This window comes from Bradyrhizobium sp. S3.2.6, from assembly GCF_040546885.1.
Taxonomy (GTDB): domain Bacteria; phylum Pseudomonadota; class Alphaproteobacteria; order Rhizobiales; family Xanthobacteraceae; genus Bradyrhizobium; species Bradyrhizobium cytisi.
This window is the reverse complement of record NZ_JBEPOS010000033.1, coordinates 44,024-66,669: the sequence shown is the minus strand read 5'-3', so window position 1 is coordinate 66,669 and position 22,646 is coordinate 44,024. Positions and strand designations below refer to the sequence as shown.

General features: G+C 59.6%; 23 protein-coding genes and 5 pseudogenes. 11 read left to right on the top strand and 17 right to left on the bottom strand.

Annotation, left to right across the window (positions count from 1 at the left end; genetic code table 11):
* The first annotated feature begins 310 nt into the window (after positions 1-310).
* The 4 genes and pseudogenes from ABID58_RS34675 (at position 311) to ABID58_RS34660 (ending at position 3,633) form a co-directional block, all read left to right on the top strand.
* Positions 311-439 carry a hypothetical protein gene (locus tag ABID58_RS34675; RefSeq protein ID WP_283843433.1) on the top strand — a complete coding sequence of 43 codons (129 nt, stop codon included), beginning with the start codon at positions 311-313 and terminating at the stop codon, positions 437-439.
* Positions 436-576: pseudogene (gene tnpB, locus ABID58_RS34670) on the top strand (IS66 family insertion sequence element accessory protein TnpB); the annotation flags it as partial. The gene ABID58_RS34675 and the pseudogene tnpB, both read left to right, overlap by 4 nt.
* The gene (gene tnpC / locus ABID58_RS34665) at positions 512-1,528 is read left to right on the top strand and encodes an IS66 family transposase (RefSeq protein WP_354037399.1); all 1,017 of its coding nucleotides are present in this window, start codon (positions 512-514) and stop codon (positions 1,526-1,528) included. The pseudogene tnpB and the gene tnpC, both read left to right, overlap by 65 nt.
* Before the next feature lie 566 nt (positions 1,529-2,094).
* Positions 2,095-3,633, top strand: coding sequence for a porin (locus tag ABID58_RS34660; RefSeq protein WP_354037393.1), 1,539 nt, complete (start codon positions 2,095-2,097; stop codon positions 3,631-3,633).
* Between the two features lie 259 nt (positions 3,634-3,892).
* On the opposite strand, the pseudogene ABID58_RS34655 reads toward ABID58_RS34660, so the two are convergent.
* From ABID58_RS34655 to ABID58_RS34585, 15 genes and pseudogenes are all read right to left on the bottom strand, one after another.
* Positions 3,893-4,069: pseudogene (locus ABID58_RS34655) on the bottom strand (hypothetical protein); the annotation flags it as partial.
* Between the two features lie 232 nt (positions 4,070-4,301).
* Entirely contained in the window at positions 4,302-4,442 is a 141-nt protein-coding gene (locus ABID58_RS34650; RefSeq protein WP_354037392.1) for a hypothetical protein, read from the bottom strand.
* A gap of 172 nt (positions 4,443-4,614) precedes the next feature.
* Positions 4,615-5,082, bottom strand: coding sequence for a tyrosine-type recombinase/integrase (locus ABID58_RS34645; RefSeq protein ID WP_354037390.1), 468 nt, complete (start codon positions 5,080-5,082; stop codon positions 4,615-4,617).
* Positions 5,034-5,369, bottom strand: coding sequence for a hypothetical protein (locus ABID58_RS34640; RefSeq protein ID WP_354037389.1), 336 nt, complete (start codon positions 5,367-5,369; stop codon positions 5,034-5,036). The genes ABID58_RS34645 and ABID58_RS34640 overlap by 49 nt, the downstream gene beginning before the upstream one ends.
* Positions 5,366-5,878 (bottom strand): tyrosine-type recombinase/integrase, encoded by a 513-nt coding sequence (locus tag ABID58_RS34635; RefSeq protein WP_354037388.1) that lies wholly within the window; start codon positions 5,876-5,878, stop codon positions 5,366-5,368. Before ABID58_RS34635 ends, ABID58_RS34640 begins: the two co-directional genes overlap by 4 nt.
* A gap of 771 nt (positions 5,879-6,649) precedes the next feature.
* Positions 6,650-6,907: a hypothetical protein gene (locus tag ABID58_RS37465; protein WP_502916452.1), complete on the bottom strand. Its 258-nt coding sequence runs from the start codon at positions 6,905-6,907 to the stop codon at positions 6,650-6,652.
* Positions 6,908-7,145: 238 nt separating this feature from the next.
* The gene (locus ABID58_RS34625; RefSeq protein WP_354037386.1) at positions 7,146-8,189 is read right to left on the bottom strand and encodes a succinylglutamate desuccinylase/aspartoacylase family protein; all 1,044 of its coding nucleotides are present in this window, start codon (positions 8,187-8,189) and stop codon (positions 7,146-7,148) included.
* 149 nt (positions 8,190-8,338) lie between these two features.
* Positions 8,339-9,175 (bottom strand): class I SAM-dependent methyltransferase, encoded by an 837-nt coding sequence (locus tag ABID58_RS34620; protein WP_354037385.1) that lies wholly within the window; start codon positions 9,173-9,175, stop codon positions 8,339-8,341.
* 70 nt (positions 9,176-9,245) lie between these two features.
* Positions 9,246-9,782 carry a GNAT family N-acetyltransferase gene (locus tag ABID58_RS34615; RefSeq protein WP_354037384.1) on the bottom strand — a complete coding sequence of 179 codons (537 nt, stop codon included), beginning with the start codon at positions 9,780-9,782 and terminating at the stop codon, positions 9,246-9,248.
* Positions 9,783-9,819: 37 nt separating this feature from the next.
* The gene (locus ABID58_RS34610; RefSeq protein WP_354037382.1) at positions 9,820-10,968 is read right to left on the bottom strand and encodes an aminotransferase-like domain-containing protein; all 1,149 of its coding nucleotides are present in this window, start codon (positions 10,966-10,968) and stop codon (positions 9,820-9,822) included.
* A gap of 40 nt (positions 10,969-11,008) precedes the next feature.
* Positions 11,009-11,641 carry a CDP-alcohol phosphatidyltransferase family protein gene (locus ABID58_RS34605; RefSeq protein WP_354037381.1) on the bottom strand — a complete coding sequence of 211 codons (633 nt, stop codon included), beginning with the start codon at positions 11,639-11,641 and terminating at the stop codon, positions 11,009-11,011.
* Complete coding sequence (locus ABID58_RS34600; RefSeq protein WP_354037379.1) at positions 11,638-12,453, bottom strand: phosphocholine cytidylyltransferase family protein; 816 nt, start codon at positions 12,451-12,453, stop codon at positions 11,638-11,640. Before ABID58_RS34600 ends, ABID58_RS34605 begins: the two co-directional genes overlap by 4 nt.
* Positions 12,454-12,477: 24 nt before the next feature.
* Entirely contained in the window at positions 12,478-13,683 is a 1,206-nt protein-coding gene (locus tag ABID58_RS34595) for a pyridoxal phosphate-dependent aminotransferase (RefSeq protein ID WP_354037378.1), read from the bottom strand.
* A 581-nt stretch (positions 13,684-14,264) separates the two neighbouring features.
* A pseudogene (locus ABID58_RS34590) lies at positions 14,265-14,670 on the bottom strand (transposase); the annotation flags it as partial.
* A gap of 115 nt (positions 14,671-14,785) precedes the next feature.
* Positions 14,786-15,064 (bottom strand): annotated as a pseudogene (locus ABID58_RS34585) (transposase); the annotation flags it as partial.
* A 176-nt stretch (positions 15,065-15,240) separates the two neighbouring features.
* Here ABID58_RS34585 and aepX point away from each other — a divergent pair.
* Complete coding sequence (gene aepX, locus ABID58_RS34580; RefSeq protein WP_354037397.1) at positions 15,241-16,101, top strand: phosphoenolpyruvate mutase; 861 nt, start codon at positions 15,241-15,243, stop codon at positions 16,099-16,101.
* Between the two features lie 454 nt (positions 16,102-16,555).
* Here aepX and ABID58_RS34575 read toward each other — a convergent pair whose 3' ends face one another.
* The gene (locus tag ABID58_RS34575; RefSeq protein WP_354037377.1) at positions 16,556-16,951 is read right to left on the bottom strand and encodes a hypothetical protein; all 396 of its coding nucleotides are present in this window, start codon (positions 16,949-16,951) and stop codon (positions 16,556-16,558) included.
* Between the two features lie 59 nt (positions 16,952-17,010).
* Positions 17,011-17,499 carry a hypothetical protein gene (locus ABID58_RS34570; RefSeq protein ID WP_354037376.1) on the bottom strand — a complete coding sequence of 163 codons (489 nt, stop codon included), beginning with the start codon at positions 17,497-17,499 and terminating at the stop codon, positions 17,011-17,013.
* Positions 17,500-17,504: 5 nt separating this feature from the next.
* On the opposite strand from ABID58_RS34570, the pseudogene ABID58_RS34565 reads away from it, so the two are divergent.
* The 6 genes and pseudogenes from ABID58_RS34565 to ABID58_RS34540 all read left to right on the top strand — a co-directional run.
* Positions 17,505-17,863, top strand: a pseudogene (locus tag ABID58_RS34565) (nickel-dependent hydrogenase large subunit); the annotation flags it as partial.
* A gap of 198 nt (positions 17,864-18,061) precedes the next feature.
* Positions 18,062-19,153 (top strand): hydrogenase small subunit, encoded by a 1,092-nt coding sequence (locus ABID58_RS34560; RefSeq protein WP_354037375.1) that lies wholly within the window; start codon positions 18,062-18,064, stop codon positions 19,151-19,153.
* Between the two features lie 21 nt (positions 19,154-19,174).
* Positions 19,175-20,965 (top strand): nickel-dependent hydrogenase large subunit, encoded by a 1,791-nt coding sequence (locus ABID58_RS34555; RefSeq protein ID WP_354037374.1) that lies wholly within the window; start codon positions 19,175-19,177, stop codon positions 20,963-20,965.
* Between the two features lie 9 nt (positions 20,966-20,974).
* Positions 20,975-21,718 carry a Ni/Fe-hydrogenase, b-type cytochrome subunit gene (gene cybH / locus ABID58_RS34550; RefSeq protein ID WP_354037373.1) on the top strand — a complete coding sequence of 248 codons (744 nt, stop codon included), beginning with the start codon at positions 20,975-20,977 and terminating at the stop codon, positions 21,716-21,718.
* Positions 21,719-21,732: 14 nt separating this feature from the next.
* Positions 21,733-22,314 carry a HyaD/HybD family hydrogenase maturation endopeptidase gene (locus ABID58_RS34545; protein ID WP_354037372.1) on the top strand — a complete coding sequence of 194 codons (582 nt, stop codon included), beginning with the start codon at positions 21,733-21,735 and terminating at the stop codon, positions 22,312-22,314.
* A gap of 26 nt (positions 22,315-22,340) precedes the next feature.
* Positions 22,341-22,637 (top strand): HypC/HybG/HupF family hydrogenase formation chaperone, encoded by a 297-nt coding sequence (locus ABID58_RS34540; protein WP_148744597.1) that lies wholly within the window; start codon positions 22,341-22,343, stop codon positions 22,635-22,637.
* Positions 22,638-22,646 lie beyond the last annotated feature (9 nt).

Below are 22,646 nucleotides of genomic sequence, written 5' to 3'. Positions count from 1 at the left end.
CTCCGGTCGGGCTACGCCCTCCCTGCGTCACGAGCCCGGCGAAGCTCTCTCATCCTGATTGACGCTGCACTTCCATCCAGATTGCCGCGCCGCAGCCATGTGCGTTCGGAAGCGGAGAGAGCTCGGATCGTCGCCGAGAGCCTGTTACCTGGTGCCCAGGTGTCCGAGGTGGCGCGCAAGTATGGAGCGACGCGCTGGCAGATCTACGATCTACGACTGGCGCCGGCGCTTTCGACAGCGAGGCCTGTTGCCGGCGCGGTAGGCGTCGCAGCCGACATTCGCGCCGCTGGTGGTGGTGGTGGGAGGTGCGTTGGGGGAGCGTCAGGCGCCGGCAATCAAGCTTGAGATCGCGACCGGTGATATCGTGCTGCGGACGGATACGGCCATTGATGCCGAGCATCTGTCCCGGGTGATCCGCGTGCTGCGAGCATCACGATGATCGCGGCCGGTGCTGATCTGAAGATTTACGTTGCAACGCGGTCGATCGACTTCCGCTGTGGCCACGATGGGCTTGCGGCGAAGGTGCAGGAGATGCTTCGTCTCGATCCGTTCAGCGGCGCAGCCTTCGTGTTCCGATCGAAACGAGCGGGATCGGATCAAGATTTTGGTCTGGGATCGAACGGGCCTGATATCGGTGCACAAACGCCTCGAAGGTTGCAAGTTCGTTTGGCCAACGATCACGGACGGCGTGCTGCGCATGTCGCCAGCGATGTTCGCGGGCCTGGATTGGAGGTTGGTCCGCCCGGAGGAAGCGCGGCGTCGGCTGGAGGTCATTCTCGGCGAACTGCGACGCGACAAGTTCGGCGCAAAGTCCGAGAAGCTACGACCAGATCAATATCATTTGCCGCTCGAAGACGTGGAGACCGCACAAGGCATCCTGGACGCCGCGCAGGAGAGAGCCGAGGCGGTGATCCAGGGTCGGTCGCGGAACGCGCCGGATCAAGGTTCTCATCGCAGTCGCGGCTGCTTGCCTGCCCATTTGCCGCGAGTGCAACGGATCATCAAGCCTGCGAGCACGCTCTGTCCGCGCGGTTGCGGCGCCATGACGAAGATCGGCGAGGACGTCAGCAAGCGCCTCGACGTGATCCCAGCGCAATGGCGGGTGTTGGCCACGCGCCGCCCGAAATATATCTGTCGCCGCTGCTCGGGCCCCGTCATGCAGGCGCACGCACCGGAGCACGTCGTGCCCGGCGGGCTGCCGACCGAAGCGACCATCGCGCACGCGATCGTCTCCAAGTTTGGCGACCATACGCCGTTTTACCGTCAGGCCGAGATCTATGCGCGCCAGGGCATCCGCCTTGATCGGGCGACAATGGGCAACTGGTCCGGCCGCGCCTGCTTCCATCTTCAGCCCATCGCAGACCACATGTGCCGCCGCCTGGCCATGGCGGATCGTCTGTTCATGGACGAAACCACGGCCCCAATACTCGATCCCGGGCGTGGCCAAACGAAGAAGGGCTACTTCTGGGCGATCGTCTCCGACGACCGCGGCCACAGCGGCCCAAGTCCACCGATCGTGCTGTTCTGATATGCCCCCGGTCGCAGCGGTGCCTTCGCTGAGAGGTTCGCTTGTTCACGGACAACTAGTTAGACCTGAGCTCGCGGCTCGTTATCCTGCGGTGCTCTCGCGCGCTGGTTTTCGTGCCGAGGTGGGGTCCTCAAGCGGCGACGGACGTGCGTCACAGCGTTTGAGCAAGCGGATCACGTGAGGCGTTAGCATTGTCAGCGCGAGTACGTAGACGCACGATAAAATGACTACGTGCTTCAACATTCGCGAGCCACACTTTTCGATCCATTCTCACGGCTTGCAGAGTGGGCATCGCCTCATCCAGCTTGTCGGCGGGACGCGTTCCGTCGTCCTTTGCTACCGTTGATAAAGCAGTTACCAGCTGTTCGCTCAACTCGCGACGACCTCGCGATCGGTAGCACATTCAGCATTTGGCCGTGAAGTCGCATTGAATGGCGGCGCGTTCTCACTCTCATATCGCCAAATCACCATAGACCATCACATTATTCGATAGTCGTCACCGGACTGTTGCTTCCCAACGATATTGCCTCGGCCGCACAAGTTTTGGCCTAGAGGATAGGGTGGCAATGACATTATCACATACGATCTTTGACTTCTATCGGACGATTAAACAAATCGCGCTGACACCAGCCGTAGGCTTAATCGCATTGAGTCAAGCGCAAGCGGCGGACCTGCCCGTCAAGGCAAAGGCGGTCGAGTACGTGAAGGTTTGCTCGCTGTATGGTGCCGGATTCTATTACATCCCCGGCACCGACACCTGCATCAAGCTGGGTGGCTTCCTGCGCGCCGACATGATGTTGGGTACCAACAGCTTCGTGCTGCCCCCACTGTCTGGCGTCGGCGCTGCGCACAATCGTCTAAGCAACTACTACACAACTCGTGCTCGCCAAGACCTCACAATCGATACGCGCACAGCGACCGAATACGGCATGGTCCGCACCTACTTCGAGGCGACCTTTAACTGGAAGGCTGGTTCCACCAGTTCCACCGGAACGGGCGCCACGTCGTATTCGGGTGACGGCGTTGGGCTCGGTTCACTCGGCGTCTACTTAGCCTTCATCCAGTTTGCGGGCTTCACCATGGGGAAGACCGTCTCCCAGTTTAGCTCGCCGTGGACCAACTATCCTGCCAACAGCTTCGATGGCCTCCCGGGTGGTGGCGGCGATGCTACAGGTGTCAACCAGCTGAGCTATACCGCTGACTTGGGTCAGGGTATCACGGCAACAATTTCGGCGCAGGACCCAACTGCTTACTACCAGACAAACATCTGGAACACGACAGGCGCCACGGCTGCCGGTATCGTGACGGGTGCTTATGGGGCGCAGAATTTCGGTGGCAGCCGCGCTCCGGACGTCGTCGGCATGATGCGCGTTGACCAAGCTTGGGGTCTCTTCCAAGCGTCGGTCGCGGCGCACAACAACCATTCGGCGTACTATGGTTCGAACGAAACCACTGGGTACCCAAGGGACAAGTGGGGCTGGGCTGGTCAGCTGGCGTTGTCGATCAAGAATCTCCCAACTGGCGCTGGTGATACGATCAACTTACAGGGTGCGTATACCAGTGGCGCAACCATGTTCAGCATCCAGGAAAACTTCCCGACCGCGTGGGCAATCTACGGCAGCACCGGCCGCGCTGGTGCCTACCAGAGTCTCGGCATTGCTGGCGTTTCGGATGCCATCTACTCCGGCGCGACGGCAGCGACGGGGACGGGTCTTGAGCTGACCACCACGTACGGGTTCAATGGCGGTTTCACCCATAACTGGAATCCCAACTGGAATACCGGCTTCTTCGGTGGGTGGGCTGCTATTCGCTACACTGGCGCGGCTAAAGCTCAGATCTGCGGCAGCGCAGGCATGGCGGCGCTAGGACTGACGGGTGTCTGCAACCCCGACTTCAACATCGCAGCGGTCGGTACCATCACACGCTGGACGCCGGTGAAAAACCTGACGTTCTCGGCGGAGCTTGGCGCGATTTTCCTCGATCAGAAATACTCTGGCACAATCACGGCGCCGACGGTAGCGGCAGTTGCCAAACCGGCTGCCGTGTATGAACTTAAGAACCAGAGCGCAGTGAGTTTGCTCCTGCGCGCCCAGCGCAATTGGTGAGGTCCTCTAAGTAACATTGGGAAAGGAGGGCACCTCTCGAGAATGGTTCGCAAAGGCTGAGGCGCTCCAGGCCAGCCGCCAGCTCTGCACTTTATCTCCAAGGAAGGCCTCCGATATGCCCATCGGAGGCCTTTTGGAAATTGGGCAGCATGTTCCAGACAAATTCGCACTCGTTGTCAGCGCAGCACGGAGCGGAAGCAGAATGGCTGTTGGACCTCAAGGAAGCTCACCGCCTTCCATCGGTTCTCCGTCAACCGCTTTACAAGTCCGCACGGCTGTAATCATCACGCGCCGGCGACATCCCACAACTCGCGAGACTCATGATGCGCGAAGAGAATAGTATGCTCCCGCCCATGCCATCACCAAATTGCCTTAACAGCTCGCCAAATCGTTGACCAAGACGGGCGTCCTTGAAAGCCGTCTTGTCGATCTCGCGCTCAGTCCAGTGTGCGACGGCGCTTTCATCACAATCATCCTAGTGACCATCCGGGCCCGCCGAGCGCCGAGATATCGCACCGCTCGAACACATGAAGACACCTCGCCGTCGCGATTCAGGTGCTCAACAATGAATCACACGCGATTCATCAAGATTCTTCGATCGAGCCTCCCGCAAATGAAGCAAGTACTTGTGGGTAATTGAAGGCCGGTGAGGACCGCGGGGCGGTCACTCAGGCTGCCTGATTGACTTGCTTATTTTGGTCTCGCCAATTCCAGGGCGGCAGTTCGTCAGCGCTAACAGTGCGCTGGCGTGTGAGGCGGTCGGTGAAGAAGCGCTCGATCAACGTTGCGACATTGCAGGCGAGCTTCATGGCGCCACCTCCCATCGCCGATCGAGACGCCGCGCCGCTTCTTCCATCAACTCGGGGCAGGCCGAGAGATGCCAGTAAGTAACGCGCACGCAGGCGTGGCCGAGGTAAGTGGAGAGCACTGGGAGCTGCTGCTCGACGTTCTTGCCTTCGCGATACCAGTCGAGCAGCGTCCTTATGGCGAAGCGATGACGGAAGCCGTGGACGCGTGGCCCGGTACGATCACCGGGGCGTCGCAGCCCGATCTCCCGGGACAATCGCCAGAAGACGCGATACTGGTGCAGCGGTACAGCAAGCGGCCTCCCTGTTCGGCAACGAAAAAGGTTGTCGAGCCGCAGCGTGATCCCAGCAGTGCACCGCGCCGGTGGACGTAGTCGCGCAGCACGGTTCTCGTCGCGCGATGCAATGGCACGAGCCGCGACTTGCCGAACTTGGTCAGCCGGACGGTCAGCACGCCCGCGTCGAGGTCGACGTCATCACGCTCTAGCCTCATCGCCTCGGATATAGGCATGCCCGTCACCGCGATCAGCGCGAACAGGGTATGGTAGGTCCATCGGTGCAGCCCGTCCTCTGGCGGCAGAGCCAGCGCCGCCGTCAGCAACGCATCGATCTCCACGTCGCTAAACACATAGAGGCTTGGCACGCTTCCATCCTGGCAGCATGCCGACGGGGGGCACCTCCGTTCTCGGATCGAAGTTGGCGACATGGCGCGCGAACCCCCGCACGTCGCAATCGCAGCGCCCAGGATGCATGACGATCCGGCGGCAGCGTTGCCCATTCCATTGCCAGGCTCGCGGTGATGATCCTGGCTTTGCGCTTCTCCATGAAGGTGACGAAGTCGGCAAGCAGACGGGTCTGATGCTCGTATTTGTATCCCAGTCCCTTGCGCATGCTCAGGAACTTGTCGAGTGCAGAGCGCAGATTGGTCATTGCACGTCTCCCGGCCAGGGCAGGCTCAATGTTCTCAGCGCATCGATGTCGACCTTCGCGTAAATCCGGGTGGTGTCGTGGCTCTCGTGCCGTAGCAACTGTCCGATCTCCGACAAGGTCGCGCCAGATCGGAGTAGCTCGGTAGCGAGACTGTATCGGAAGATATGGAAGCGCGGTGTGCGCAACCTACGATTCCAACGCGATCGAGAGCGGCCTTGGCGATCGTGGTGATCGCACATCCGGAAGCAAAGCCGACGTCTGGCGCGCGTGTGCGGACGGACGAACAACCGTCGGCACGACGACTTTGGGCGGCCATTGCGCAGATATGCTACGATGACCGCGCCAACGTCTGGCGGTATCAGCATCCGTGCACGCCGGCGGCCCTTGGCGCGAACGAGTATCTCGCTGGCGCGCCAGTCGACATCATCGAGCGTGAGCGTCGCGACCTCGTCGGCTCGCAGGCCGAGCTTGGCCAGCAACAACAGAATGGCGTAGTCGCGTCGCCCCATCACCGTCTCTCGGTTGCATCCGTCGAGAGCCTTCCGTACCTGATCGGCAGGCAGATAGGTCGGTAGAGTTGCGAGCTTCCATCGGCGCATCGATGGAACGCAATCCGCCAACGGGCGCGAGTGCAGACCCCGATGGTGGAGGTAACGGAGAAAGGCACGCAACGACCAGCACATTGCCTCGCCTGTTCCCGGACTCCGATCCTGGGCGTCGCGCTCAACGTAGCGGATCACGTCCTCTTGGTTGATCTTGCACAGGGCACCGGCGCCGCCGGAGCATTCTTCGTGCAAGAACCTGCGGACGAAAGGGAGATGGCGGACGATGGACCTCGGGGTCAAGCCGCGCTCTGATCGCAGGTAGGCATCGAACTCCCTAAAGAAATGTTAGCGCGGGGTGAGAGGCGGTAGCGCCAACCGCGTGATCACGCTTTCCTCGCGCAGCACCGACAGCCATCGCTTGAGCGCAGCTCGGTCACCGGTTGGATAGACTGCCTCCCGCCTCGATGTCGGCGGTACCGCTCAACGAGCTGCTCATCGAAATCGACCAGCTTGTAGCGACGCCCCGCGATCCAACCCAGGAGCCCGCCAACCTCGTTGAGGCAATGCCACGTGCCGTGCCGAACGAGCCTCTCTTCGACGAGACGAGCGGCGTAGCGCTCGACGAACTGTCCGTGCGGCCCGCTTCAGAGACGCCGGTCCAGCGGCTTCTGCCTAAGTACTCTTCAACTTCCATCTTCCTGTTCTCCGCTGTTGAAAGCGGAGGCATAGAACGAACTATGCCGAACCGACCAAACGCCGGTCAGCGAGAATTCTGAGGAAAATGACCGACTCGGCATAGTTCGGCGGGCGGCATAAACCTGCAAGCTCAACGACGTCAACCCGGCCGCCTACATCGCCGAAACACTCGAGGCGATCATCGACGGCCATCTCGATAGCAGGATCGAAGACCTCATGCCGTCGCGATTCCGCAAAACGCCAAGCCAGCATCAATAGGGTCGCGGCTAAGCGCTTACGATCAAGTTCACTCCCCATCCGCTGAACGCCTTGTTTCTAATGAATCTCATTGAGTGTGGATGATGACGGGACCGAGCGGAGATGCTGGCAGAGCCATCCCAGAGAATATCTCAGTGAGATGTTCGACGACTTGGGCCTTCACATGGTTGGAAAGGCAAGGCGGTCTCTAATACGATCGCGACATTCAATCTCGGGTGCTGGGAGGAACCCGGCACCAAAGAAGTTTGATACGGCATCCGCCAATAGGTCGCACGAATTAAGCCTGTTCGGTCTCATCCTTTGCCGAAGGGCGACCGTCACGTAAGCTGCCAAGCGCGAACACACAATCACCTATCTTCGTTTTGGCCGGAGCTCGCCGTGCGAGAATCGTGCCTCCCTTTTCGAAGCTGATCGTTTCAGGAACACGCCAGGGGACCTCGGGAAAATGAATCCGCCCTGCTATGTCTCCTTCCTTCACCACATCACCAAGCCTAGCAAATGCCTCGAAGATGCCGGCTTCCGTGGCATAGAGTAAGTCGTGTGCAGGTTGCCTAAGATAGAATTGCGTTGGTGGCGCCGGCTCGCCGCTATCGTCATCTACCAGGACGCCGACGTGGCGCAACAAGCGGGGAAGACCGCGTTCGGCGGCTCTATAGGCCTCAACCGAAAACGCCCCTCCGCCACCTAATTCCGTCGACATGTGGCCCACACTATGCTTCCGACACGATCCAAGCAAAAGCTGGTCGTCTCCTTTAAGGCCCTCAATTACAATGCTGTTCGGCATTGCGAACGCTTGGAGGAAGCCGATAGCTTCTCTCCGGAGTGCTGGCTCCGCCGGTACGACAAGGTGGGCAGCGGGGATGTACTCCAAAGAATAGCCCCCCGAATGGAAATCAAAGCAGTAACGGACCATCGGTAGTAGGACACTATCTATGTAATGAGCAATCATCTGGGTCGGCGTGCCGTCTGCATTTCCAGGAAACAGACGGTTGAGGTTGCCTCCATCAATTGGCGAGACCCTCTGACCAACCATCACCGCGGGCGCATTAACGCCTGGTAGAATGATGAGCCGCCCGCGAACCTGTCGAGGAGAGACGTTGCGCAGAAGATTCATGAGCAAAACTTGCCCCTCATATTCATCGCCGTGATTGCCTGCCATGAGAAGAACGCTTGGACCACCGCCATTTTTGACTACAGTGATCGGCACTGGGATCCAGCCGTAGGCAGAATCCGTCGTCGAATGAGGCACGTGCAGATACCCGTGTGCTATGCCATCAATCTCAAAATCAATATCTGTGCTGATTCGACTTTTCTGGTTCACTAGTGATTCTCCGGACCTCGTGTTTAAGTTCCGCGCAAGGCATCCAGACAAAGGACCCTTAGTAGCCTAGGCATCAATGGATCCGGTCTCTACCAGCGCCGCGACGCGCAGCCCCGAAACATGGATTGGAGCGCGCGTTCCGAGATCGATTAGGGCGAGCGCTTCGCCAACGTGATCTCGGTAACATATGGAACATCGAGCCATCCGTCAGCGCTGGCAAAGAGGTCGAGAATATCACGCAATGCCTTCATCACCACGCCTTCGCCGCTGTTCGCAAGGGCTCTCCTTGTGTGACTGGTCGAGAGGCTCAAAGACTCAAACTCCGCTTTGGAGAGAGTCCTGTTCCACTCCCATGACGCCTTGCGAACGCCCTGAAAATTTCTGTTCGCCGCGAGATCTGATGCAAATGTCTCCTCTGCAAAGCCACCAAACCGATCAGGAAACGTGCCCCTTCGGTAGCCTGGCACAAACTTCTCGTGAAATTCTTCATAAGTCTCGAGGAACAAGCTGTCCCACCAGCGCCGTTTGTTTTGCACTATTGCAATGACACCGTCGGAGGATAGTACCCTTACGACTTCATCATAAAACCTTGGCAGGTCGAACCAATGGGCCGCTGATGCGGCGGTCACCAGAACCGCCGCGTTATTGCCAACTGGCAGAGCTTCGGAAGAACCGGCTACAAGTTCGATATTTGGATGCAAAGCCGAAGCGCTGATCGCCTGATGCCGCATATCATCATTCGGTTCGATCCCCAATATCCTATCGGTTTGCCGAAGGACGCCAGCGATGCGCCGGGTAAATATGCCGGTGCCGCAGCCGACGTCAACGGCGAGTCTAGGTTCCCGTGAAGGCGGGAGTGCTTGCAGAATCCAATCCGCGGCAGCATTCGGATAGTCAGGTCTCATAGCCTGATATTGACCCGCCGCACCCGTATAGATTGTCCAATTTGGAAATGCATCACTCGTCCCAGTCGACACTTGTGTCATGTCCCGATCCTCCTTGTAGATATTTGCGTGCATCAGTGAACGGTAAGGGCGAACGGCCGCCATACTGAATTCATGGGCTGCGCGAGTTAAAGCAAACTTCATCGCCAGGGTCGATCGGTTCAAGTTGCCTGACGTAAAGAGCATGTAAGCCCGCCCCAGGAATGTCGAAGATCTCTCCATCACGTTGGAACCCATGACCCTCATAGAACCGCGCAGCAGACGTTCTGCCGTAACACCACACGAGGGGACCTTTCCGCCTGTTGACTTCCGCGACCCCTTGTTCGAGCAACTGCCCACCAACACCGTGGTTCTGCATTTCGGGCTTGGTGGCCATTCCGCGAAGCCGCCAGATTTCACCGCGTCGCATGAAGGTGTTATCTAATGCTTCTACCAAGAACGAGACGACCGAAACGAGCCGGTTGCCGTAGAAAGCCCCCATATGAAAGAAGTCTGATGTTGGCGAAAACGGAAAGCGCCAGTTCTTTTCTTCCGGCCGGAGTACACGTTGCCTCAATTCCTTGCCATCTTCCAGAGAGATGAGCCGAACCTCTACCTCCAAATTCCCCACTCTGTCCCGAGGAGCGGCGGCTATCGATTCTAACATCATCTTCTTCCCTCCTTGGTTACGATTGTTCATTGCGCCACTAGGAGAGGGCGCGGCGAATTCTCGAGATCGCTTGTTCGAGGACTGAGCGAGTTTCAGGGTTCCCGATGCCAATTCTTATTGCGTCTGGCGGTATGAAGCCGTCACGGGCATAAGAGGCGCTGGCTGCAACCTGAACACCGTGCTTAAAAATTGCTGCCGCGATTCGATTGCTTGATAGGCCTTTCAGCGGCATCCAAACGTGAAGGCACCCCGGGTCACTGGCGAGCGGTTTTCCCCTGAGTCCGTTTACGACTAGATGATGACGTGCCGCGAGTTCGACTTTTACGGCGGCAAGGATTTGCAGGTCCTCGCCAGTCGAAATCAGCTCAGTCATAAGAGCTGCGCTCACCGGGGATGCCATCCAGTATGTCGCGCGAACGCCGGGCCAGAAAGCCCGCGCAGCTTCAGCCCCATTTGGAGCGACGACGAATGCCAGCTTTAAGCCCGCTGAAAAGCTCTTTGCCGTCCCGAGCAAATACCAGGAAAGCTCCGGCACAAAGGCTGAAATGGGTGGAGGCGGTGACGCTGCCAGCAGGCTGTAGACATCATCTTCGATTAGTTGGACTTGGTGCCGGCGTGCGACCGCAGCGATTTCTTGCCGCCTACCGACGGACATTGTTACCGTGGTCGGATTCTGAAATGTCGACAGCAGATACAGAGCGGCAGGTTTCTCTCGCCGACAAACCTGCTCGAATGCGTCAGGATTAAGTCCATCGCCATCAATTGCAACGTTTACGACCCGGATTCCATAGCGGGCTGCGAATGAGCGAACTGGTGGATAGCTCAACTCTTCGATAGCAAGCGGCCGCCCGTTGCCAGCGATACTTGGAAGAAGCATGTGCACTGCGGCTTGAATGCTGTGGGTAACAATTATTCGATCTGGACTTGGGATTTCGCCGAGGCGTCGCGCCACGAAAGCCGCACCTTGCTGTCTGTCCTCTTCGCTGCCCATCCAGCGATGGGTCGCCATCAGTTCGACCGGTGGACTCTTGGCCAAAACGCGGTTTAGGGCCTCAGAAACTATCGGATTGAACACATCAGGAACTGGAGGCGGATGATTCAGTGCGAGCCGGATCACACCGTCAGGGGAAATCGCTCTATCCCGGGTGTTTTTTGAGCTGTGGTTTGAAAGCGCTATCGCATTCATGATCATTCCTCCAAGACAATTGTTACTGTCGGCTTAGTTGCTATCCTTGGCGCGATAGAGCGGGCTCGATGAGCAGGGCCAAGGCGACTGAGGCGACGACAGCAAAGCCTGTCGCGACTGGTATCGCTTTCCCTCGAATTGGTGGCACCTTGATCGCCGTATTCACGTGAAGGATTGCCAATACGATGAAGGCGATGGCGACTATGTCGGGAAATGTTGTGCCAGGAACCAACGGCCGTCCGAGGATCAATATCGCGATAAGTGGCGTGTCATAGGAAACTGGAATGCCGACAAATCGCGCGTCCGCTGTTAGTCCGACATTTTCGAAATAGCTGAGCCTGATCGCACCACACAGAATGAGACCCAAACTGGCGACGAACGAAAGTGCCGTGCCATGACCAACAAGGATGATGACAACAGCCGGGAACACGACGCCGTGGATTAAGTCGGCAAAGCCATCAAAGCTTTTTCCGAACTCCGGTACACCTCGACGGCGACGATGCCTCGTCTTGCGGGCAACATGCCCGTCCCAATGATCCAGAAACCAGGTCCAGAGCATTGCCGCAACGCCGAGCTCGATCTTGCCGTTGAGGGCCAGGAACAGTCCGATGACGGCAAACAGATAGGCGAGGGCGGTGATGGCATTTGCATAGTCACGCAGATACCCGATCATCGCCTTGCTCCCGTCAGCGGGGAGGAACTCGCCGCGGAAACTGCGCGGCCCATCGACGGCGCGAAAATCTTCTCCGCTAGGCGCAGATCATCTTCGCTATCGATTTCGAACCAGCGGGTATCGCTGCAATCCGCCGCTGAAAGCTGCAGCTCTCGCTGCTCGACAAGCCGTGCGAGGACCTGCTCAACATAGGCCGTACGATGCCCGCTTTCCACAGCCTGGTGCAGTGCCGGCACGAGCTGTTCGCGCGAGGCTTCTGCGGAAAAGCGCGTCAGGTTGATGGTCTTGAAGAGACCTCTGGCCCGGGCCTCGACGGGCGTCTGGTTCATGACGAACGTGACGACAGAACCGTCGTCAGCCAGCTCGACGGCGGAACCACTCATTGCTGCGTTGAACGCCGCCACAGCCGCCACGCTCTGCTTGGTAGGTGAGACCGTTCGAAGTGTTCTTTCGAGGACTTCGCGCTCAAAGAACACATCGCCTTCGAGAAAGACGGTGTCGCCGGCAAGCATTGTATTTCGCGCTAGCAATAAGGAATAGGCGCTGCCGGTCCGATCGAAGATGGGATTGTGGACATACTCGATGTCGACCTCCTCGAACCGATGGCCGCAGGACTGTTCGATGGCTTCTTCGCGATAACCCACGACGATGGTTGCTTCGCTAGCCCCGAGCTCAGACAACTGATGCAGCGCGTTGTGCAGCATCGGGGTTCCGTTCACCTCCACCAAAGGTTTCGGAACAAATTCCGTGTAGGGGCGCAGCCTCGCGCCCATTCCTGCGGCAAGGATCACCGCCCGTGTACCATTGAGCATTTTCAAACGTCCTTCTGGCAAGCTTCAGGCTGCTTGCCTGGTCTTCAGGTTGTTCAGGGTCTCGACGACGCGTTTCAGTCCCGTCTCCAGCAGGTCCGGTGGAGCACCGAAACAGAGACGCAGGCCATTCACGTCGCCAAAGGTACCGCCGGCAACGGATCCCACATCGGCTTCCTCCAGGAGCAATCGTGCAATGTCGTCGGTGGATCGAAGGTGGCCGCTGGCCGGCAAAGCTGAGACAAGCCTACTGAGATCGAGATAGAAGAAAAACGAGCCGTCGGCGCCCGGCGAGCTTACGTCCTGCAGACCAGAGAGGATGCGAAGACCATTGTTGCGAGCGTCGGACAGACGCTCATGCATCTTTCGTTGAAAACTGCCGTCGCCGACTTGAAGATGATGCAGGATGGCGTGCTGTGCGATTACATTGGCATTCGAGGTCGTATGGCTCTGCAGCTTCTTGGCCGCGGAAACGATCTCCGGAGGAGCTGCGAAGTAACCCAGGCGCCAACCGGTGATCGCCAGCTCTTTTGAGAAGGCATTGACCAGGATTGTCCTTGAACGGACGCCGGGATGCGCCATGACGATCGACTCATGGCGCGAACCGGTGAATACGAAGCTGGAGTAGCTTTCGTCGGAAACGATCCAGAGCTGATAGTTGATCGCGAGATCGCCGATAGCTTGTAGAGTGGTTCGATCATAGACTGCGCCAGTCGGATTGTTCGGCGAGTTAATGATAATGGCTTTCGTGCGCGGGGTGACAGCGGCGCGAATTGCGACGATATCAGGAGTATATGTCGGGGGGCGAACATCAACGAACACGGGCTTTGCGCCAGCGAGAAGAACCTGGGACGGGAATGTCGGCCAGCAGGGACGAATGATGATGACCTCATCTCCGGGATTGAACACGGCCAAGGCAACGTCGAGGAGGCCCTGCTTTGCACCCGCAGTGATAGCGATGTTATCCGTATTCCAGCCGATGCCTGTTTCCGCAGACAGCTTTGCGGCGACAGCGCCGCGAAGCGGCGTCAGGCCGATGGAATCGGTATACCGGTTCGCCCCGGCATTGATGGCGGCAATCGCTCCTTCGCGCACGGACGATGGTGGCTCGATGATGACTTCGCCGGCGGCCAGATCGATGATCTGACGACCGGTCGCGGCAGCTATCTTAGCCGCCTCACGGGCGGCGGCCGTGCCCGAACCTGACAGCAAAGACATCCGTTGCGCCAACATGTGCGCTCCTCCTGCATCGATTGTCGAGTTTGTTAAGAAGATCGCAACCGCTTCGCCGCCGGTACGCGATCTGCCTCGGCGGATATCACTCTTCCGTTCGACAACCGCGGCGTAGCCAATGGGGCTTAAGCGTTTGTTGAGACCGGCGCCCCCTTCATCGCGCCAAGGTGCCCTTCATGCACTTACAAGGAGGGGCGCGGTTGGAGCAGACCTGAGCACACAGTATTTTGGAACCGAGGAGCCAACGCGTCGAGCGCGGCCGTCGGCCAGAACAGATTGTGAGTGAGTTTGCATGCTGAACTCCTTGCAGCTGATGTTCGTGTAGCCCGATGCTCATCCGTCAAATAGCTAGCTCCCATCACTGGATCAAATACTAGCGTTGGTAGTTGACCAGAGCGCAAGCGTAAGTCGTTAGAATTGAGACGAGAGTTGCGGCTCTAGGGTGCTCGGAGTCGAGCACGTCTCGAGTTGCCCATGCCGATGGCTTCTATCATTTGCAAGCATGTCGATCACGAGGCGGTTGAAACATGCCGCCGTCGGATCCTGAGAGTGCCGCCCGCGCTACCGACGAGGCCTATTGAGCTCACAGCGGCGCGGATGAGCGATGCATCGATGTGAACGACCTCGGCGGTGGCGATCTTCGCCTTGAGACGGGCCCCGACCGTCCGCTTGAAGATCATGCGGTGGCGCTCTGCACCCCACCGCTGGCGGATGCGTATCAAGCTGGAGTGGTCGGGAAGAGCGTCATGCGGTCCTTAGCCGACGAACCATCGGGTGGCGACATTGACTTGAGCCTCCGATCGTCGACGATGCCCGGTGACAGCCCAGCGAGCATCAAACGTACAGCGACTTCCGGATAGTCGCCCGGCCATCGCCGAGGCAACAACAGTGAGACTTCGTAGTGTAGCCAAGAAGAGTGCGCGATCGACCCGAACCACCACGTGATCGTCGGGGGATTAGCTGGCGAAGCGAGCCGGTGACGAACAGCTTTAGCTGATCCTGTTCCTTCCCAGCATGTGGCGCCCCTCCGACCGCGAATCACAAGGAAAGCGGAATCAATCTGAGCGGACTCTTCAACGACCTCCACTCGGCAGCGCTGTCACGTGGCGTTCAGCACCTTGGCGGCCGCCTTGATGGCTTCGTGGGCGTCCGAGATTCACTAGCTTGAGGCCGCGCAGACCCCGCCTGGCGAGCCTGCGCAGGAACGCCATCCGCGGATGGGCCGACATCCATGCCGGGAACTTCGCGCCGGCCATCACTGTACGATGATCGCGAGATCCCCGCGACCGATATAATGCGCCCCTGCTGGCGTACCTTCACGTAGGTGGCGTCGATCCACAGAGAGGCCTTCGCCCTCGACCGGACGGGCGAGGAACGCCCCGTCAACTATCAAGCCTGCTAATTGATCTAGATGTCAGAAAAGCCGAGTGATTGCCGAATGAAGGTTGGGCTGCTCAGTCGGGTTGCTCAACCGTCGCTCCTGGGGTGTTCGGCATGAAACGTCAACCACAATCTGTACTCGCCAACGGTCGTTGCACCGCATCCTCGCCCGCAGAGATGCTGCGTGCACAGGTGTGTTCTAATCTTGAACTTTCCGTTCTCATGGAAGCGCATGACGGCCTCTCCGCTGCGATCGCCGAGCGCGCAGGGTTCAAAGGTCTCTGGGCGTCCGGTCTTTCAATTGCCTCCTCTCTTGGGTATCGTGATGTCAACGAAGCGTCATGGTGCCAACTTGTCGATGCAGTCGAGCGGATCGTGGACTCGAGCAAACTTCCTGTTCTGGTTGACGGCGATGGCGGCTTCGGGAATTTCAACAATGCACGCCTCCTCGCCCGCAAGCTCCGTCAGCGAGGCGCTGCGGGCGTTGCGCTGGAGGACAGCTGCTTTCCAAAGATGAACTCGCTCATTGGCGATCGTCATCCCCTCGCCGATATTGACGAATTCTCAGGCCGCCTGCGGGCAGTCAAGGATACAGTCGCGGAAGACTTGGTCCTCGTGGCCCGGATCGAGGCGTTGATCGCGGGGCATGGAATGGACGACGCAATTTTACGTGCTCACGCCTACGCGGACGCGGGTGCGGATGCGATCCTCATTCACTCGCGAAAGAGCACCGCGGACGAGGTTCTTTCCTTCACGCGCACCTGGCAGAGCCGACTGCCCGTCGTGATCGTGCCAACGACATACTATCGAACACCGGTCTCTGCATATCGTAATGCCCGCATCTCAACAGTGATCTGGGCCAACCATTCCATGCGAGCTGCAATAGCGGCAATGCAGCAGATCTGCCGTCGCATCATTGCTGAAGAAGGCGTTGCCGGTATCGAGCCCAATATTGCGACGCTCGACGAGGTCTTCGAACTGCTGAGGTATGACGAACTTGCCCGCGCGGAAGCGCGCTATCTTCACCCTCCTGACTGAGGGCGATGACCTCTCATTTAAACGCAACAAACTCATTCTCGAAGGACCACCGCCATGCAATCGGGCGCCTTACTGGTACGCTCCACTGCATTTTCAGTGAAGCACAGGCGTTCCCTCCCAAAATTAGATGCGCCATAATCTTGCGCGGCTGATCCGAAGATGCTGCAGATCTACGGGCTCATTCCTCTCTTGAAGAGGCGCTAACGCGGACGGTGATCCGTCTTCCTCTTCGAGAAAGCTGCTAGACTCCGCAACAGCAACCACAAGCGACATTTGAGACCGACGGAGAGCGCTCATGTTAAGGCAGCGGACGGTTCTGCTCGACTCTTCGGGCACCGCCGCCAACGTGACAGATCTGCCTGGCGGCGCCGTTCGCAACGTGTTCGCTTTCAGTACGCGCCGCTGGCGCAAGCAACTGACCCGGCTAAGGCTGATTGGGACCATGGTTGTCGCCTCAACTGTGGCTGGCAGTGTTACCGATGCGATCGCGGGAGACGAGGGGAAGGCTGGCTTGCAAACCCAAATCGGCCGGGTGCAGCGGGGCTAAAGCCATCTCTCTACCGGTTCCCGCATGTGGCGAGACAACCCAAAAATTTGGCTCCAATGATCCGAACGATCCCGTCGATGGCGCCGTCAACAAGACGATCACCGACTGGCTGGCGGCAAGGCCGCTTGGAAATCCAGCTTTGGTCTGGATAGGCCCGCTCTTGGCGACGCAGAGTCCGAAATCGACACCTCCGATTACGGGAAGGATCTCTTCCCGACCGGCCCCGAAGCCAAGACCCGCGGCATCGATCCGCAGGTGCTTAGTGGCATCGGACATGCCAGAGGCATCGAGTGTCTTCAGCAACGCCGAGACGTTCCGTTGTCGTTTTTGAGCCCGCCTAGGCGGGGCTCTATGAGACCTCGTCAGGTTGTCTTCAGTTTTAGGGTGCTTGTCGGATAACCGAAGGCGAGAAAAAAGTGTGAAACTCGAATGGTGCCGTGCGTGGGAGCCAGCGACGGATCTCGTTCGTGCTCAGTGTCGAAATCTGCCGCCCTGAACATATTGGACGGCCTCCCTATCGGGTCGCCGCCGGAGGTAGGCTTAAGGCGCAATGCGGTTGCGAGGGCGGCGTCCTCCAGTGCTTCCCTGATCGGCGGGACCACATCAGCCTCCGGATCAAGAAGGACGCCCACCATGGCGGCGACCGCTTGTCGCCGGCTGTAGATGCCTGTGACGAAACGACCGAGGCCTTGTTCGAGCAGATAATGGTTACGGTGCTTCTTTTGCCGTCCCATGCGCTTGAACTCGAAGACGAGACGCATGCCTTGAGTGGTGTCGTTCCGGCCATAGACAATGTCGGTCCGCCGCTCCTGAATGAGCGCTCCAGTGCTCAGATCGATTTCCCCGATCACGTCGTCGGCTGATCGAGACCGCGCGCTCGCGCTTGCCATGGAGCAGCGGACGCGCGCGCTGCGGCTGTCGGAGCCGTTCTGCGACAAATCGCGCGAGCTCCCCGACGGAAGCTATGTCGGGTTGGTCGAGGCCGCCCGCGGCAGTCTCGGGCACTGGATGGCAGTGCGCGACGGCAAGATAGAGCGCTACCAGATCATCGCGCCGACCACCTGGAATTTCTCGCCGCGCGCTTCCTTCGACGTCGGCGGCCCGCTGGAGCGGGCGCTGGTCGGCACTGATGTCGGCGACGCCGGCCCGCGTGCGGTTGCGATCCAGCACATCGTGCGCTCGTTCGATCCCTGCATGGTGTGCACCGCGCATTGACCGGAAACTTCGTTGCCGGCTGCAAATCGAATTGTTTCCTCTTCTCGTGTTGGCAGCGTCCTCGCGTACCGTTCATGAAAGTGGTTCAAATTCACAACGTTATGGAATCTCTCCACTTTTGAATCTCTCCAGGCTGTTGGCCTGCTTCTTGCTACCCTTTGCGTCATCGAAAAGTCAAAGCCGAAGGCGGGAGCATTCATGGGCGCGGCGACGGAAACGTTTTACAGCGTGATCAGGCGGCAAGGCATCACGCGTCGGTGCTTTCATAAATTCTGCAGCCTGACGGCGACGAGCCTCGGCCTCGGACCGCTGGCGGCGAGCCGCATCGCGAACGCGCTCGAGACTAAGCCGCGCGTGCCCGTGATCTGGATGCACGGCCTCGAATGCACCTGCTGTTCGGAGAGCTTCATCCGCTCCGCGCACCCGCTGGTCAAGGATGCGGTGCTGTCGATGATCTCGCTCGACTACGACGACACCATCATGGCGGCTGCGGGCCACCAGGCCGAAGCCATCCTCGAGGAGACCCGCGCCAAGCACAAAGGCCAGTATATCCTCGCGGTGGAAGGCAATCCGCCGCTGAACGAAGGCGGGATGTTCTGCATCGACGGCGGCAAGCCGTTCGTCGAGAAGCTGAAGATGATGGCCGAGGACGCGATGGCAATCATCGCCTGGGGCGCCTGCGCCTCCTGGGGCTGCGTGCAGGCGGCAAAGCCCAATCCGACACAGGCAACTCCGATCGACAAGGTGATCACCAACAAGCCCATCATCAAGGTGCCGGGATGCCCCCCGATCGCCGAGGTGATGACCGGCGTCGTCACCTTCATCACCACCTTCGGCAAGCTGCCCGAGCTCGATCGCCAGGGCCGACCGAAGATGTTCTACTCGCAGCGCATTCATGACAAGTGCTACCGGCGCCCGCATTTCGACGCGGGGCAGTTCGTCGAGGAGTGGGACGACGAGGCCGCGCGCAAGGGCTATTGCCTCTACAAGATGGGCTGCAAGGGGCCGACCACCTACAACGCCTGCTCGACCGTGCGCTGGAACGGCGGCGTCTCCTTCCCGATCCAGTCGGGTCATGGCTGCATCGGATGCTCAGAGGACGGCTTCTGGGACAAGGGCTCATTCTACGACCGCCTCACCAACATCAAGCAGTTCGGCATCGAGAAGAATGCCGATCAGATCGGCATGGCGGCAGCCGGTGCCGTCGGCGCGGCGGTCGCGGCGCATGCCGCGGTGACGGCGGCGAAGCGCCTCGCCAACAAGCGCGACGATGCGAACCAAGATCACTAATCGAGTTCAGGGGAGATAGCGATGGGCATCCAGACACCCAATGGGTTCAAGCTCGACAATTCCGGCAAGCGCATCGTCGTCGATCCGGTCACCCGCATCGAAGGTCACATGCGGGTCGAGGTCAACGTCGATTCTGACAACATCATCCGTAACGCCGTATCGACCGGCACGATGTGGCGCGGCATCGAGGTGATCCTCAAGAACCGCGATCCGCGCGACGCCTGGGCGTTTACCGAACGGATTTGCGGCGTCTGCACCGGCACGCATGCCCTGACTTCGGTCCGCGCGGTCGAGAATGCACTTGGGATCACAATTCCGGAGAATGCCAACTCGATCCGCAATCTGATGCAGCTCGCGCTGCAGGTGCACGACCATGTCGTTCACTTCTATCACCTGCACGCGCTGGACTGGGTCGACGTCGTTTCCGCGCTCTCGGCCGATCCGCGGGCGACCTCGACGCTGGCGCAGTCGATCTCGAGCTGGCCGCTGTCGTCACCCGGCTATTTCAAGGATCTGCAGACCCGTCTCAAGAAGTTCGTCGAGTCGGGGCAGCTCGGTCCGTTCAAGAACGGGTATTGGGGCAGCAAGGCCTACAAGCTACCGCCCGAGGCCAATCTGATGGCGGTGGCCCATTATCTGGAGGCGCTCGATTTCCAGAAGGAGATCGTCAAGATTCACACCATCTTCGGCGGCAAGAACCCGCATCCTAACTGGCTCGTCGGCGGCGTGCCCTGTCCGATCAATGTCGACGGCACCGGCGCTGTCGGCGCCATCAACATGGAACGACTGAACCTGATCTCCTCGATCATCGACAGTCTGATCGAGTTCAACGAAATGGTCTATCTCCCCGATGTGGCGGCGATCGGCTCATTCTACAAGGATTGGCTCTATGGCGGCGGCCTTTCGAGCCAGAGCGTGCTCTCGTATGGTGATGTGCCAGAACATGCCAACGACTATTCCGCCAAGAGCCTGAAGCTGCCGCGTGGCGCCATTATCAACGGCAACCTGTCCGAGGTGCTTCCGGTCGACCACGCCAATCCCGACGAGATCCAGGAGTTCGTGGTGCACTCCTGGTACAAATATCCCGACGAGACCAAGGGACTTCATCCCTGGGACGGCGTCACCGAGCCGAATTACGTGCTGGGACCGAACGCGAAGGGCACCAAGACGGCGATCGAGCAGCTCGACGAAGGCGGCAAGTACTCCTGGATCAAGGCGCCGCGCTGGCGCGGTCACGCCATGGAGGTCGGCCCGCTGGCGCGCTGGGTCGTCGGCTACGCGCAGAACAAGGCGGAGTTCAAGGATCCCGTCGACAAGTTCCTTCGGGATCTGAACCTGCCGATGTCGGCGCTGTTCTCGACGCTCGGCCGCACGGCGGCGCGTGCGCTCGAATCCGTCTGGGCCGGACGCCAGATGCGCTACTTCCAGGACAAGCTCGTCGCCAACATCAAGGCCGGCGACAGCTCGACCGCCAATGTCGACAAGTGGAAGCCGGAGAGCTGGCCGAAGGAGGCCAAGGGAGTCGGCTTCACCGAGGCGCCGCGCGGCGCGCTCGCGCACTGGGTCAAGATCAAGGACACCAAGATCGACAACTACCAGTGCGTGGTGCCGACGACTTGGAACGGCTCGCCGCGCGACCCCAAGGGAAATATTGGCGCCTTCGAGGCGTCGCTGATGAACACGCCGATGGTCAATCCCGAGCAGCCGCTGGAGATCCTGCGCACCATCCATTCCTTCGATCCGTGCCTCGCCTGTTCGACGCACGTCATGAGCCCGGACGGCCAGGAGCTCGCCAAGGTCAAGGTCAGGTAGGAGAGGATCATGATGGATGCAGTTGCTCCCGCCTCGGACGCCAGGCCCGACCGCGCGGCGATCGCAGCCGATGCTTCCGGAGAACGTGCGGTGGGTCGTCCTAGCGTCTATGTCTACGAAGCGCCGGTACGGATCTGTCACTGGGTGAACGCGTTCTCGATTATCGTGCTTATGGTGACCGGCTATCTGATCGGAACGCCGTTGCCGACGGTCGCGGGCGAGGCGTCCGACAACTTCGTGATGGGCTACATCCGGTTTGCCCATTTCGCGGCGGGGCAAGTGCTGGCGGTGTTCTTCCTCGCCCGCATTCTCTGGGCCTTCGTCGGCAACCACCACTGCCGGCAGATTTTCTATCTGCCCGTGCATCGCAGGCAGTTCTGGAAAGAAGTGCTGCATGAAATCCGCTGGTACGCGTTCCTGGAGCGCGAGCCCAAATTGTATGTCGGCCATAATCCTCTGGCGCAGATTGCGATGTTCACGGGATTCACGCTGTTCGTGGCCTTCATGATCGTCACCGGGTTTGCGCTCTATTCGGAAGGCACCGGCATCGATAGCTGGCAGCATAAGCTGTTCGGCTGGGTGTTTGCGATCTGGCCGAACAGCCAGGACGTGCACACCTGGCATCATCTCGGCATGTGGGCGCTGGTCGTGTTCGTGATGGTGCACATCTACACCGCGATCCGCGAAGACATCATGTCGCACCAGAGCATTATCTCCTCGATGATCTCGGGCGAACGGCAATTCCGCGACTGAAATGGGAACGCCAAGTGAAGCCGACATTCTCGCCAGACGATCGCATCCTGGTGCTCGGCATCGGCAATATCCTGTGGGCCGATGAAGGGTTCGGCGTCCGGGCGGTGGAGGAATTCCACCGCCGCTACGCCGTACCCGACAATGTCACCATTCTCGATGGCGGCACGCAGGGGCTCTATCTCGTCAACTATCTGGAAGAGGCGGACCGCCTGATCGTGTTCGACGCGATCGACTATGGCCTCGAGCCCGGCCAGTTGAAGCTTGTGCGTGACGACGAGGTGCCGCGTTTCACTGGCGCCAAGAAGATGAGCCTGCACCAGACCGGCTTCCAGGAAGTCATCAGCGCGGCCGACCTGCTCGGCCGCTGCCCGAAACATCTGGTGCTGATCGGCTGCCAGCCGCTCGATCTCGAAGACTGGGGCGGGCCGCTGACGCCGCCGGTGCGCGACCAGATCGCGTCGGCGATCAATCTCGCTTGCGCCATCCTGGCCGAATGGGGCCTCACGGTGAGCCAACGCGCCGAGCCATTGGCAGATATCGAGCGGCTGCTCGCCAATGACATCGATCATCTCCATTACGAGACGCGGCCGGCCTGATCGGCCACACTGCCGGAGACTTGCCCATGTGCCTCGGCCTGCCCATGACGATTGTCGAGACCGACGGGATCTCGGCGCTGTGCGCGTATCGCGGCGAGCAGCGCCCCGTCTCTGTGCTGCTGCTCTCGAATCCTCCGGTCGGCGCCAAGGTGCTGGTCTATATCGACACCGCGATCCGGCTGCTGGACGAGGACGAGGCACGCCTGATCGCGAATGCGATCGAAGGTCTCAGCGCGGCGCTCGATGGCGAGGATTGCGACCGCTTCTTCGCCGACCTCATCGACCGCGAGCCGCAACTACCCGAGCACCTGCGGTCCGACTAGGATCGCCGC

Bases quoted from the DNA above. Each gene is read 5' to 3' on its own strand.
- ABID58_RS34660 (WP_354037393.1), top strand. From the start codon at position 2,095: ATGACATTATCACATACGATCTTTGACTTCTATCGGACGATTAAACAA.
- ABID58_RS34650 (WP_354037392.1), bottom strand. From the start codon at position 4,442: ATGAAGCTCGCCTGCAATGTCGCAACGTTGATCGAGCGCTTCTTCACC.
- ABID58_RS34640 (WP_354037389.1), bottom strand. From the start codon at position 5,369: ATGACCAATCTGCGCTCTGCACTCGACAAGTTCCTGAGCATGCGCAAG.
- ABID58_RS34635 (WP_354037388.1), bottom strand. From the start codon at position 5,878: ATGGGGCGACGCGACTACGCCATTCTGTTGTTGCTGGCCAAGCTCGGC.
- ABID58_RS37465 (WP_502916452.1), bottom strand. From the start codon at position 6,907: ATGGGGAGTGAACTTGATCGTAAGCGCTTAGCCGCGACCCTATTGATG.
- ABID58_RS34620 (WP_354037385.1), bottom strand. From the start codon at position 9,175: ATGACACAAGTGTCGACTGGGACGAGTGATGCATTTCCAAATTGGACA.
- ABID58_RS34615 (WP_354037384.1), bottom strand. From the start codon at position 9,782: ATGATGTTAGAATCGATAGCCGCCGCTCCTCGGGACAGAGTGGGGAAT.
- ABID58_RS34610 (WP_354037382.1), bottom strand. From the start codon at position 10,968: ATGAATGCGATAGCGCTTTCAAACCACAGCTCAAAAAACACCCGGGAT.
- ABID58_RS34605 (WP_354037381.1), bottom strand. From the start codon at position 11,641: ATGATCGGGTATCTGCGTGACTATGCAAATGCCATCACCGCCCTCGCC.
- ABID58_RS34600 (WP_354037379.1), bottom strand. From the start codon at position 12,453: ATGCTCAATGGTACACGGGCGGTGATCCTTGCCGCAGGAATGGGCGCG.
- ABID58_RS34595 (WP_354037378.1), bottom strand. From the start codon at position 13,683: ATGTTGGCGCAACGGATGTCTTTGCTGTCAGGTTCGGGCACGGCCGCC.
- aepX (WP_354037397.1), top strand. From the start codon at position 15,241: ATGCTGCGTGCACAGGTGTGTTCTAATCTTGAACTTTCCGTTCTCATG.
- ABID58_RS34560 (WP_354037375.1), top strand. From the start codon at position 18,062: ATGGGCGCGGCGACGGAAACGTTTTACAGCGTGATCAGGCGGCAAGGC.
- ABID58_RS34555 (WP_354037374.1), top strand. From the start codon at position 19,175: ATGGGCATCCAGACACCCAATGGGTTCAAGCTCGACAATTCCGGCAAG.
- cybH (WP_354037373.1), top strand. From the start codon at position 20,975: ATGATGGATGCAGTTGCTCCCGCCTCGGACGCCAGGCCCGACCGCGCG.
- ABID58_RS34540 (WP_148744597.1), top strand. From the start codon at position 22,341: ATGTGCCTCGGCCTGCCCATGACGATTGTCGAGACCGACGGGATCTCG.